At 63.3% G+C, this 12918-nt stretch carries 10 protein-coding genes; 7 read left to right on the forward strand and 3 right to left on the reverse strand.

The window, feature by feature from the left end; genetic code table 11:
• Positions 1-16: 16 nt before the first annotated feature.
• The 4 genes from murA to hisC all read left to right on the forward strand — a co-directional run bounded on the left by murA (position 17) and on the right by hisC (position 4552).
• Positions 17-1282 carry a UDP-N-acetylglucosamine 1-carboxyvinyltransferase gene (gene murA / locus IF690_RS05560; RefSeq protein WP_025806432.1) on the forward strand — a complete coding sequence of 422 codons (1266 nt, stop codon included), beginning with the start codon at positions 17-19 and terminating at the stop codon, positions 1280-1282.
• 127 nt (positions 1283-1409) lie between these two features.
• Positions 1410-2045, forward strand: a complete 636-nt coding sequence (gene hisG, locus IF690_RS05565) for an ATP phosphoribosyltransferase (RefSeq protein WP_007929858.1) — start codon at positions 1410-1412, stop codon at positions 2043-2045.
• A 123-nt stretch (positions 2046-2168) separates the two neighbouring features.
• On the forward strand, positions 2169-3497 hold the full coding sequence (gene hisD / locus IF690_RS05570) for a histidinol dehydrogenase (protein WP_202699149.1): 1329 nt from the start codon (positions 2169-2171) through the stop codon (positions 3495-3497).
• A 2-nt stretch (positions 3498-3499) separates the two neighbouring features.
• Complete coding sequence (gene hisC / locus IF690_RS05575) at positions 3500-4552, forward strand: histidinol-phosphate transaminase (protein WP_202699150.1); 1053 nt, start codon at positions 3500-3502, stop codon at positions 4550-4552.
• A 54-nt stretch (positions 4553-4606) separates the two neighbouring features.
• On the opposite strand, the gene algW is transcribed toward hisC, so the two are convergent.
• Positions 4607-5761: a Do family serine endopeptidase AlgW gene (gene algW / locus IF690_RS05580; protein ID WP_023969614.1), complete on the reverse strand. Its 1155-nt coding sequence runs from the start codon at positions 5759-5761 to the stop codon at positions 4607-4609.
• A gap of 102 nt (positions 5762-5863) precedes the next feature.
• Here algW and IF690_RS05585 point away from each other — a divergent pair, with 102 nt between their 5' ends.
• From IF690_RS05585 to cysN, 3 genes are all read left to right on the forward strand, one after another.
• On the forward strand, positions 5864-6622 hold the full coding sequence (locus tag IF690_RS05585; RefSeq protein WP_202699151.1) for a Nif3-like dinuclear metal center hexameric protein: 759 nt from the start codon (positions 5864-5866) through the stop codon (positions 6620-6622).
• Between the two features lie 249 nt (positions 6623-6871).
• Complete coding sequence (gene cysD / locus IF690_RS05590) at positions 6872-7789, forward strand: sulfate adenylyltransferase subunit CysD (protein WP_007929849.1); 918 nt, start codon at positions 6872-6874, stop codon at positions 7787-7789.
• A gap of 12 nt (positions 7790-7801) precedes the next feature.
• Positions 7802-9700, forward strand: coding sequence for a sulfate adenylyltransferase subunit CysN (gene cysN, locus IF690_RS05595; RefSeq protein ID WP_202699152.1), 1899 nt, complete (start codon positions 7802-7804; stop codon positions 9698-9700).
• 163 nt (positions 9701-9863) lie between these two features.
• Here cysN and yihG read toward each other — a convergent pair whose 3' ends face one another.
• Together yihG and pta are read right to left on the reverse strand one after the other, a co-directional pair.
• A complete protein-coding gene (gene yihG / locus IF690_RS05600; RefSeq protein ID WP_202699154.1) occupies positions 9864-10769 on the reverse strand; it encodes a 1-acylglycerol-3-phosphate O-acyltransferase, YihG family in 906 nt (301 codons plus the stop codon).
• Positions 10770-12869: a phosphate acetyltransferase gene (gene pta, locus IF690_RS05605; RefSeq protein WP_202699155.1), complete on the reverse strand. Its 2100-nt coding sequence runs from the start codon at positions 12867-12869 to the stop codon at positions 10770-10772.
• Positions 12870-12918: the final 49 nt, after the last annotated feature.

The raw sequence follows: 12918 nt of genomic DNA on the forward strand, positions 1-12918 counted from the left end.
GGGCGTCGAGATTCTTATGGATAAATTGATTATTACCGGCGGCGTTCGTCTTGATGGCGAGATCCGCATTTCCGGGGCAAAGAACTCTGCCCTGCCGATTCTGGCTGCAACCCTGCTGTGCGATGGCCCGGTCACGGTCGCCAACCTGCCGCACCTGCACGACATCACCACCATGATCGAGCTGTTCGGGCGCATGGGCATTGAGCCTGTGATCGACGAGAAACTCAGCGTCGAAATCGACCCGCGCACCATCAAGACCCTGGTCGCGCCGTACGAGCTGGTCAAGACCATGCGCGCCTCGATCCTGGTTCTGGGCCCGATGGTTGCCCGTTTCGGCGAAGCCGAAGTCGCACTGCCTGGCGGTTGCGCCATCGGTTCGCGTCCGGTCGACCTGCACATCCGCGGCCTGGAGGCCATGGGCGCGGTGATCGACGTCGAAGGCGGCTACATCAAGGCCAAGGCGCCTGAAGGCGGCCTGCGCGGTGCGCACTTCTTCTTCGATACCGTGAGTGTGACCGGTACCGAGAACATCATGATGGCCGCCGCCCTGGCCAAGGGCCGCAGCGTGCTGCAGAACGCCGCCCGCGAACCTGAAGTGGTCGACCTGGCGAACTTCCTCAACGCCATGGGCGCCAAGGTTTCCGGCGCCGGTACCGACACCATCACCATCGATGGTGTCGAGCGCCTGCACTCGGCGATCTACAAGGTCATGCCTGACCGTATCGAGACCGGCACCTACCTGGTCGCCGCCGCCGTGACTGGCGGCCGCGTGAAGGTCAAGGACACCGATCCGACCATCCTCGAAGCCGTCCTGGAAAAGCTCAAGGAATCCGGCGCCGAAGTCACCACCGGCGAGGACTGGATCGAGCTGAACATGCACGGCAAGCGTCCGAAGGCGGTCAACGTGCGTACCGCGCCGTACCCGGCGTTCCCGACCGACATGCAGGCCCAGTTCATCTCGCTCAACGCCATTGCCGAAGGCACGGGCGCGGTGATCGAGACCATCTTCGAAAACCGCTTCATGCACGTCTACGAACTGCACCGCATGGGCGCGAAGATCCAGGTCGAAGGCAACACCGCCATCGTCACCGGGACCGAAATCCTCAAGGGCGCGCCCGTCATGGCCACCGACCTGCGGGCTTCGGCCAGCCTGGTGATCTCGGCCCTGATGGCCGAAGGCGACACCCTGATCGATCGCATCTACCACATCGACCGTGGTTACGAGTGCATCGAAGAGAAGCTGCAGATGCTCGGCGCCAAGATCCGCCGCGTACCGGGCTAGTTTGCGTGATGGGCACAGGGACGTGCCCCAAGGTTTGGTTCCAAGTCGAGCCTGTGTTCAGGCTCGATGTGTGTCTGGCGCCGTTTGCGACCGGGCATGAGTATCCTGATAAGGACTTACGTTTCCCATGTTGACCATCGCACTGTCCAAGGGCCGCATCCTTGATGACACCTTGCCGCTTCTGGCTGAAGCCGGCATCGTGCCCACCGAGAATCCGGACAAGAGCCGCAAGCTGATCATCCCCACGACCCAGGCCGACGTGCGCTTGCTGATCGTGCGCGCCACCGACGTGCCGACCTATGTCGAACATGGTGCCGCCGACCTCGGCGTGGCTGGTAAAGATGTGCTGATGGAATACGGCGGCCAGGGCCTGTACGAGCCGCTGGACTTGCAGATCGCCCAGTGCAAGCTGATGACTGCCGGTGCCATCGGCGCGGTCGAGCCCAAGGGCCGCCTGCGCGTCGCCACCAAATTCGTCAACGTTGCCAAGCGCTACTACGCCGAGCAGGGTCGCCAGGTCGACATCATCAAGCTGTATGGCTCGATGGAGCTGGCGCCGCTGATCGGCTTGGCGGACAAGATCATCGACGTGGTCGACACCGGCAACACCCTGCGGGCCAATGGCCTGGAGCCCCAGGAGCTGATTTCCATGATCAGTTCCCGCCTGGTGGTCAACAAGGCCTCCATGAAAATGCAGCACGCCCGCATCCAGGCACTGATCGACACCCTGCGCAAAGCAGTGGAGTCGCGACACCGCGGTTGATTCACTCGCGCGGCGCTAGCCGCGCCCGTCTATCCGTGTCATAGCCAATTTTCTCAGGTGCCCGCGCGAATGGACTGGTAGCTTAGGGTGCCTGAGCATTAGCCATTCAATGAGGCCCTCGCTATGACCGCTCCCACTGCAATTCGCCGACTCAACGCTGCTGACCCGGATTTCGCCCATCATCTGGATCATCTGCTGAGCTGGGAAAGTGTGTCTGACGACTCGGTCAATCAGCGGGTGCTGGATATCATCAAGGCGGTGCGCGAGCGCGGCGACGCGGCGCTGGTGGAGTTCACACAGCGTTTCGACGGCCTGCAAGTGGCCTCCATGGCCGACCTGATCCTGCCGCGCGAGCGCCTGGAGCTGGCCCTGACCCGGATCACCGTGGCCCAGCGCGAAGCCCTGGAGAAAGCTGCGGCACGGGTGCGCAGCTACCACGAAAAGCAGAAACAGGACTCCTGGAGCTACACCGAGGCCGATGGCACGGTGCTGGGCCAGAAGGTCACGCCGCTGGATCGCGCCGGCCTGTATGTACCGGGCGGCAAGGCGTCTTATCCATCCTCGGTGTTGATGAATGCCATCCCGGCCAAAGTCGCCGGGGTCGCCGAAGTGGTGATGGTGGTGCCGACCCCGCGTGGCGAGGTCAATGAGCTGGTGCTGGCCGCGGCGTGCATCGCCGGCGTCGACCGGGTGTTCACCATCGGTGGCGCCCAGGCCGTTGCCGCCCTGGCCTACGGTACCGAGAGCGTGCCGCAGGTGGACAAGGTGGTCGGCCCGGGCAACATCTATGTGGCCACCGCCAAGCGGCACGTGTTTGGCCAGGTCGGCATCGACATGATCGCCGGTCCTTCGGAGATTCTGGTGGTGTGCGATGGCCTGACCGATCCGGACTGGATCGCCATGGACCTGTTCTCCCAGGCCGAGCACGACGAAGACGCCCAGGCGATCCTGGTCAGCCCGGACGCGGCGTTCCTCGATCAGGTCGCCGCCAGCATCGCCAAGCTGCTGCCGACCATGGAGCGCGCGGAAATCATCAATACCTCGATCAACGGCCGTGGCGCCCTGATCCAGGTGCGTGACATGCAACAAGCCATCGAAGTGGCCAACCGCATCGCTCCGGAGCACCTTGAACTGTCCGTCGCCGATCCCCAGGCCTGGCTGCCGCAGATCCGTCACGCCGGTGCGATCTTCATGGGCCGTCACACCTCCGAGGCCCTGGGCGACTACTGCGCGGGCCCGAACCACGTGTTGCCGACTTCCGGCACGGCGCGGTTCTCCTCGCCACTGGGGGTGTATGACTTCCAGAAACGTTCGTCGATCATTTTCTGTTCGGAGCAGGGCGCTTCCGAACTGGGCAAGACCGCCTCGGTGCTGGCCCGTGGCGAGTCGTTGAGCGCCCATGCCCGCAGTGCGGAATACCGGATCATCGCTGACCAGGAACAGGGGCAATAAGCATGAGTAGATTCTGGAGTCCGTTCGTTAAGGACTTGGTGCCCTATGTGCCGGGCGAACAGCCGAAGCTGACCAAGCTGGTCAAGCTCAACACCAACGAAAACCCTTACGGCCCTTCGCCCAAGGCGCTGGCCGCGATGCAGGGCGAACTGAACGACAACCTGCGCCTGTACCCGGACCCCAACGGCGACCTGCTCAAGCAGGCGGTGGCCCGGTATTACGGAGTACAGAGCAACCAGGTGTTCCTCGGCAACGGTTCCGACGAAGTGCTGGCGCACATCTTCCACGGCTTGCTGCAGCACGACCAGCCGCTGCTGTTCCCGGACATCAGCTACAGCTTCTATCCGGTGTATTGCGGCCTGTACGGCATCGACTTCGAGGCGGTGCCGCTGGACGAGCAGTTCCAGATCCGCCCAGCCGATTACGCCAGGCCGAACGGTGGGATCATCTTCCCCAACCCGAACGCGCCGACCGGCTGCCTGCTGGCCCTGGAGGCCGTCGAGCAGATCCTTGAGGCCAGCCCCGATTCGGTCGTGGTGGTGGACGAGGCGTACATCGACTTCGGCGGTGAAACCGCCATCAGCCTGGTGGACCGTTACCCGAACCTGCTGGTAACCCAGACCCTGTCCAAGTCCCGTTCGCTGGCGGGCCTGCGTGTCGGCCTGGCGGTGGGGCACCCGGACCTGATCGAGGCGCTGGAGCGGATCAAGAACAGCTTCAACTCTTACCCGCTGGATCGCCTGGCGATAGTCGGCGCCGCGGCGGCGTTCGAGGATCGCGAGTACTTCGCCAAGACCTGCCAACTGGTGATCGACAGCCGCGAGCAGGTGGTGGCGCAGTTGCGTGCCAAGGGCTTTGAAGTGCTGCCGTCGGCCGCCAACTTCATCTTCGCCCGTCATCCGCAACACGATGCGGTGGGCCTGGCGGCCAAGCTGCGGGAGCAGGGGGTGATTGTCCGGCACTTCAAGCAGGAGCGGATTGCCCAGTTCCTGCGGATCAGTATCGGCACGCCGGAGCAGAACCAGGCCCTGATCGACGGCCTGGGCGGGCTGTAAGCCCTACCGCGGGCCAGCTCGCTCCTGCAGGAGCGAAGCTGGCCCGCGATGCTTTTACTCGTTTTCCTTGACCGGCGCCGGTGGCGGGCGCAGGCCGATCTCGGCGGTGAGCTTGAGCTCCTTGCCGTTGCGCATCACCTGGATGCTGACCTTGTCGCTGGGTTTGATCCGCGCCACCTGGTTCATCGAGCGACGGCCATCGCCGGCCGGTTCGCCATCGATGCTGAGAATCACGTCACCCAACTGCATGCCGGCCTTTTGCGCCGGACCGTCGCGGAAAATCCCTGCCACCACGATGCCCGGTCGCCCGGACAAGCCGAACGATTCGGCCAGTTCCTGAGTCAGCGGTTGCACCTCGATGCCCAGCCAGCCACGAATCACCTGGCCGTGCTCGATGATCGACTTCATCACCTCCATGGCCAGCTTGATCGGGATGGCGAAGCCAATGCCCTGGGAGCCGCCGGACTTGGAGAAGATCGCCGTGTTGATCCCGGTCAGGTTGCCGTTGGCATCCACCAGCGCGCCGCCGGAGTTGCCCGGGTTGATCGCCGCGTCGGTCTGGATGAAGTCTTCGTAGTTGTTCAGGCCCAGCTGATTGCGCCCGGTGGCGCTGATGATGCCCATGGTCACCGTCTGGCCGACCCCGAACGGGTTGCCGATGGCCAGGGTCACGTCGCCGATGCGAATGCTGTCGGAGCGCCCGACGGTGATCGAGGGCAGGTTCTTCAGGTCGATCTTGAGGACCGCCAGGTCGGTTTCCGGGTCGCTGCCGATTACGTGGGCCAGGGTTTCACGACCGTCCTTGAGCGCCACTACAATCTGCTCGGCGCCGGAGGTCACGTGGTTGTTGGTCAGCAGATAACCTTCGGGGCTCATGATCACCCCGGAACCCAGGCTCGATTCCATGCGCTGTTGCTTGGGCAGGTTGTCGCCGAAGAAGCGGCGGAACTGCGGGTCCTCGAACAACGGGTGCGCCGGTTTGTTGATGACCTTGGTGGTGTACAGGTTGACCACCGCCGGCGCGGCGATCGCCACGGCATCGGCATAGGACACCGGGCCTTGTCGAAGCGCCTTGGTTTGCGGGGCTTGCTGCAGGTTGACGTCCAGGCTGGGCAGGCCGACCCATTGCGGGTAACGCTGAATTATCAGCAACGCGATAAGCACGCCGGCCAACAGTGGCCAGCCAAAAAAACGCAGAGCCTTGAGCATTGAGCAAGTCCTGAGAGGTTGCAGGCCGCCCGGGACGGCCCATAATGTCGCGCATTATACGAGGCCGCGCGCGCCTCTGAACGGGATATTTAGGAGTCTTTTATGGCCGTTGCCCTGAGCACTCTGGTAGAGGAGGCGGACCGCTACCTGGGCAGTTCGCGAATTGCCGATTACTGCCCCAATGGCTTGCAGGTCGAAGGGCGGCCACAGGTGCTGCGCATCGTCAGCGGCGTCACGGCCAGCCAGGCATTGCTCGACGCCGCGGTGGAGGCCAATGCCGATCTGGTGCTGGTGCATCACGGCTATTTCTGGAAAGGCGAGAACCCCTGCATCACTGGCATGAAGCAGCGTCGGCTGAAAACCCTGCTCAAGCACGATATCAGCCTGCTGGCTTATCACCTGCCGCTGGACCTGCATCCGGACGTCGGCAACAACGTGCAACTGGCGCGGCAACTGGATATTACCGTGGAAGGTCCACTGGACCCGGACAACCTGAAGGTCGTCGGGCTGGTCGGTTCCCTTGCCGAGCCCATGACCGCGCGGGACTTTGCCCGCAAGGTCCAGGAAACGATGGGGCGCGAGCCGCTGGTGGTCGAAGGCAGCAAGATGATCCGGCGTGTCGGCTGGTGCACCGGCGGCGGCCAGGGCTACATCGACCAGGCGGTGCTGGCCGGGGTCGATCTGTACCTGAGCGGCGAGGCCTCGGAGCAGACCTTCCACAGCGCCCGGGAAAACGACATCAGTTTTATCGCCGCCGGTCATCACGCCACCGAGCGTTACGGCGTGCAGGCGCTGGGTGATTACCTGGCCCGCCGCTTCGCCCTCGAGCACTTGTTCATCGACTGCCCGAACCCTATATAAAGCCTTGTCCTGTAACCGCTGCCGCAGGCTGCAACAATGCCCCCAGGGCCTTCAAGAGCACGTCTGCTGCGCAGTCGATCGCAGCCTGCGGCAGCAGCTACAGATAGGCGTAAACACAACAAACAGGCGGGTATATTCATATACCGTTTCGATCTAGCCGGCGTCCTGATTAGAAGAGGTCGCTGTGCTAGCATGCCCCGCTCGAACACGGCCCGCAGGCCGTCCATAAGAAAGCTTTCGTGAGTAGCCATGGTCGACAAACTGACGCATCTGAAACAGCTGGAGGCGGAAAGCATCCACATCATCCGCGAGGTGGCCGCCGAGTTCGACAACCCGGTGATGCTGTACTCCATCGGTAAAGACTCCGCCGTGATGCTGCACCTGGCGCGCAAGGCGTTCTTCCCGGGCAAGCTGCCGTTTCCGGTGATGCACGTCGACACCCAGTGGAAGTTCCAGGAGATGTACAAGTTCCGCGATCGCATGGTCGAAGAGCTGGGCCTGGAACTGATCACCCACGTCAACCCGGAAGGCGTTGCGCAGGGTATCAACCCCTTCACCCATGGCAGTGCCAAGCACACCGACATCATGAAAACCGAGGGCCTCAAGCAGGCGCTGGACAAGTACGGTTTCGATGCGGCGTTCGGCGGTGCCCGGCGTGACGAAGAGAAGTCCCGCGCCAAGGAGCGCGTGTACTCGTTCCGCGACAGCAAGCATCGCTGGGACCCGAAGAACCAGCGTCCCGAGCTGTGGAACGTCTACAACGGCAAGGTCAACAAGGGCGAGTCGATCCGCGTCTTCCCGCTGTCGAACTGGACCGAGCTGGACATCTGGCAATACATCTATCTCGAAGGTATCCCGATCGTGCCGCTGTACTTCGCCGCCGAGCGCGAAGTGATCGAGAAGAACGGTACCCTGATCATGATCGACGACGAGCGCATCCTCGAGCACCTCTCCGACGAGGAGAAGGCCCGCATCGTCAAGAAGAAGGTGCGTTTCCGTACCCTTGGCTGCTACCCGTTGACGGGCGCGGTGGAGTCCGAGGCCGAAAGCCTGACGGACATCATTCAGGAAATGCTCCTGACGCGAACTTCCGAGCGCCAGGGCCGGGTCATCGATCATGATGGCGCCGGTTCCATGGAAGACAAGAAACGTCAGGGCTATTTCTAAGTAGGGTCTAACATGTCGCATCAATCCGAATTGATCAGCGAGGACATCCTCGCCTACCTGGCCCAGCACGAACGCAAAGAACTGCTGCGCTTCTTGACCTGCGGTAACGTCGACGACGGCAAGAGCACCCTGATCGGTCGCCTGCTGCACGACTCGAAGATGATCTACGAAGACCATCTGGAAGCCATTACCCGCGACTCGAAAAAAGTCGGCACCACCGGTGACGACATCGACCTGGCGCTGCTGGTCGACGGCCTGCAGGCCGAGCGTGAGCAGGGCATCACTATCGATGTCGCCTACCGCTACTTCTCCACCGCCAAGCGCAAATTCATCATCGCCGACACCCCCGGCCATGAGCAGTACACCCGCAACATGGCCACCGGCGCTTCCACCTGTGACCTGGCGATCATCCTGGTGGACGCTCGCTACGGCGTACAGACCCAGACCCGTCGCCACAGCTTCATCGCCTCCCTGCTGGGCATCAAGCACATCGTCGTGGCCATCAACAAGATGGACCTCAAGAACTTCGACCAGGGTGTGTTCGAGTCGATCAAGGCCGACTACCTGAAGTTCGCCGAAGGCCTGAAGATGAAGCCCACCAGCCTGCACTTCGTGCCGATGTCGGCCCTCAAGGGCGACAACGTGGTGAACAAGTCCGAGCGCTCGCCGTGGTACACCGGCCAGTCGCTGATGGAAATCCTCGAGACCGTGGAAGTGGCGGGCGACCGCAACTTCACCGACCTGCGCTTCCCGGTGCAGTACGTCAACCGTCCGAACCTGAACTTCCGTGGTTTCGCCGGGACCCTGGCCAGCGGCATCGTGCACAAGGGCGACGAAGTCGTGGTGCTGCCGTCGGGCAAGAGCAGCCGGGTGAAGTCCATCGTTACCTTCGAAGGCGAGCTGGAGCATGCCGGCCCGGGCCAGGCCGTGACCCTGACCATGGAAGACGAGATCGACATCTCCCGTGGCGACCTGCTGGTGCATGCCGATAACGTACCGCCGGTGACCGACAGCTTCGAAGCCATGCTGGTATGGATGGCCGAAGAGCCGATGCTGCCGGGCAAGAAATACGACATCAAGCGCGCCACCAGTTACGTGCCGGGCTCCATCGCCAGCATCGTCAACAAGGTCGACGTGAACACCCTTGAAGAAGGTCCGGCCAGCGCTCTGCAGCTGAACGAGATCGGCAAGGTCAAGATCGCCCTCGACGCGCCGATCGCCCTCGATGGTTACGACAGCAACCGCACCACCGGTGCCTTCATCGTCATCGACCGCTTGACCAACGGCACCGTCGGCGCCGGCATGATCGTCGCCCAGCCTGTGGTGCATGGCAGCAGCACGCACCATGGCAAGCTGGCGCATGTCGCCACCGAGGAGCGCGCCCAACGCTTCGGCCAACAACCGGCTACCGTGCTGTTCAGCGGCCTGTCCGGCGCCGGCAAGAGCACCCTGGCCTACGCGGTCGAGCGCAAGCTGTTCGACATGGGCCGTGCGGTGTTCGTCCTCGATGGCCAGAACCTGCGTCACGACCTGAACAAAGGCCTGCCTCAGGATCGCGCCGGGCGCACCGAGAACTGGCGGCGTGCCGCCCACGTGGCGCGTCAGTTCAACGAAGCCGGCCTGCTGACCCTGGCGGCGTTCGTCGCGCCGAGTGCGGAAGGCCGTGAGCAGGCCAGGGAGCTGATCGGCAAGGAGCGTCTGCTGACGGTCTACGTCCAGGCTTCGCCGGCGGTCTGCGCCGAGCGTGATCCGCAGGGCTTGTACGCCGCGGGTGGGGATAACATCCCGGGCGAGTCCTTCCCGTACGACGTGCCGCTGGATGCCGATCTGGTGATCGACACCCAGTCCGAGTCGCTGGAGGAGGGCGTCAAGCAAGTGCTGGAACTACTGCGCAAGCGCGGCGCGATCTAAGCCTCAGCGCCCAGTAAAAAGCCCGCCGTCGAGTGATCGACGGCGGGCTTTTTTGTGGCCTTGAGAACGCTATCGCGGGCAAGCCTCGCTCCTACGGAAGCCAGGGTGTTGCTCCAGTGTAGGAGTGAGGCTTGCCCGCGATGAGCCCCTTACAGGCACGTCATTACTTCCCCGGATACTCCCGATGCATCTGCTCCAGCAGCGCATCCTTGTTCTGCCACAGCTGGTTGATCCAGCCCTGGAACTCCAGGCGGTACACGCCATCCTGGTCGTAGTTCTTGCCGATGAACTGCGGTGGAATCGGCAGCTCTTCGAAATGCACCACCACCTCATTGACCTTGCCGCACAACAGGTCCCAGTAGCCCGGCTGGCCCGCCGGGTAGTGGATGGTCACGTTGACGATGGATTCCAGTTGCTCACCCATGGCGTCCAACACGAAGGCGATGCCACCGGCCTTGGGCTTGAGCAGGTAGCGGAACGGCGAGGCCTGTTGCGCATGCTTGGCCTGGGTGAAGCGTGTGCCTTCGACGAAGTTGAAGATACCCACCGGGTTGTCGCGGAATTTCGCGCAGGTCTTGCGGGTGGTCTCCAGGTCCTTGCCCTTTTTCTCCGGATGTTTTTCCAGGTAGGCCTTGGAGTAGCGCTTCATGAACGGAAAACCCAGGGCCCACCAGGCGAGGCCAATCACTGGGACCCAGATCAGCTCCTGCTTGAGGAAGAACTTCAGTGGGCGGATATGGCGGTTGAGCACGTACTGCAGGACCATGATGTCGACCCAGCTCTGGTGGTTGCTGGTGATCAGGTACGAGTGCCGGTAGTCCAGGCCGTCGAGCCCGCTGAGGTGCCAGCGGGTGTGCCCGAGCAGGTTCATCCAGGCCTTGTTGCTGCTGATCCAGGCTTCATGGATGTGGCTCATCAGCCAGTCGGTGAAGCGCTGGGCCGCCGGGAAGGGCAGCAGCAACTTGAAGATCGCCACCACGAACAACGGCGTACAGCAGACGAGGGTATTGAGCGCCAACAACAGCGAGGCGATCACGCCTCGCAGCGGTGCAGGTAGAAAATCCAGCATTTACACATCCAGAGGTCGGTTGGCGGCTTGAATCGCGGTCAGGGCGATGGTGTAGACGATGTCGTCGACCTGGGCGCCACGGGGCAGGTCGTTCACCGGCTTGCGCAGGCCTTGCAGCATCGGCCCGAGGCTGACGCAGTCGGCGCTGCGCTGCACGGCCTTGTGGGTGGTGTTGCCGGTGTTCAGGTCGGGGAACACGAAGACCGTGGCCTTGCCGGCGACCTGGCTGTTGGGCGCCAGTTGCTGGGCCACGGCTTCGTTGGCCGCGGCGTCGTATTGCAACGGGCCATCGATCAGCAGCGAGTTCTGGGCTTCATGGGCCAGCAGGGTGGCTTCGCGGACTTTCTCCACTTCTTCGCCGCTGGCCGACTCGCCGCTGGAGTAACTGATCATCGCCACCCGTGGGGTGATGCCGAACGCGGCCGCCGAGTCGGCGCTTTGCAGGGCGATCTCGGCCAGCTCGCTGGCGCTCGGGTGCGGGTTCATCACACAGTCGCCGTAGACCAGCACCTGCTCGGGGAACAGCATGAAAAACACTGACGACACCAGGGTGCAGCCCGGTGCGGTCTTGATCAGCTGCAAGGCCGGGCGGATGGTATTGGCGGTGGAGTGGGTCAGGCCGGAAACCAGGCCGTCGACTTCGTCCAGGGCCAGCATCATGGTGCCGATCACCACCGGATCTTCCAGTTGCTGTTCGGCCATCGGTGCATTGAGGCTCTTGCTCTTGCGCAGCGCGACCATCGGCTCGACGTAGCGTTCGCGGATCTGGTCCGGGTCGATGACTTCCAGGCCAGGCGGCAATTCGATGCCCTGGGCCCGGGCGACCGCCTCGACGTCCGCCGGCCTGGCCAGCAGCACACAACGGGCAATACCGCGCGCCTGGCAGATCGCCGCGGCCTGCACGGTCAGCGGTTCGCTGCCTTCGGGCAGGACGATGCGCTTGTTGGCTTCCTGGGCACGCTGGATCAACTGGTAGCGGAACACCGCCGGCGACAGGCGCATTTCCCGCGGCGTGCCGCAGCGTTGGTGCAGCCACTTGGCATCCAGGTGGCTGGCGACGAAGTCGGTGATGATTTCCGCGCGCTCGCGGTCGTCGATGGGGATTTCCTTGTTCAGGCTGTTCAGCTGGTTGGCGGTTTCATAGGAGCCGGTACTCACTGACAGCACCGGCAGGCCGGCATTCAAGGCACCGCGGCACAGCTCCATGATCCGAGGGTCGGGCAGGGTGTCGCTGGTCAGCAACAGCCCGGCCAGGGGCACGCCGTTGATCGCCGCCAGGCTCACGGCGAGGATGATGTCGTCGCGATCGCCGGGCGTCACCACCAGCACGCCGGGCTTGAGCAGCTCCACGGTGTTACGCATGGTGCGCGCACAAATGATGATCTTGGTCATGCGCCGGCTTTCGTAGTCGCCGGCGTTGAGCACCTGGGCGCCCATCAGGTCGGCGACGTCGCGGGTGCGCGGCGCGTTCAGTTCCGGCTGGAAGGGGATGCAGCCGAGCAGGCGGAAGTCGCCGCTGCGCAGCAGGGGCGAATGCTCTTTCAGACGGGCGGAAAAGGCCTCCATGCTTTCGTCGGTACGCACCTTGTTGAGGATCACCCCCAGCACTTTCGGGTCGCGCGGTCCGCCGAACAACTGCGCCTGCAATTCCACGCGACCGGACAGCTCGGTGAGCACTTCGTTTTCCGGGGCGGACACCAGGATCACCTCGGCATCCAGGCTTTTCGCCAGGTGCAGGTTGACCCGCGCGGCATAGCTGGCGCTGCGTGTCGGCACCATGCCTTCGACCACTAGCACGTCCTTGCCGACGGCCACCTGTTGGTACAGGGTGATGATCTCTTCCAGCAACTCGTCCAGCTGGCCGTCGCCGAGCATCCGTTCGACATGGGCCAGGCCCAGCGGCTGCGGCGGTTTCAGGCCGTGGGTGCGGGCCACCAGCTCGGTCGAGCGCTCAGGGCCGGTATCGCCTGGGTGAGGCTGGGCAATGGGTTTGAAGAAGCCGACCTTGAGGCCGGCCCGTTCCAGGGTACGCACCAGCCCGAGGCTGATGGAGGTCAGGCCCACGCCAAAATCGGTGGGTGCGATAAAAAAAGTTTGCATGCGGATTCTCGAAGGGTGCATGGCAACGGTGAGTCGTTTATGTGTACTG

It is taken from the genome of Pseudomonas sp. SK3(2021) (assembly GCF_016772375.1).
In the GTDB taxonomy this organism is placed as follows: Bacteria; Pseudomonadota; Gammaproteobacteria; order Pseudomonadales; family Pseudomonadaceae; genus Aquipseudomonas; species Aquipseudomonas chlororaphis_I.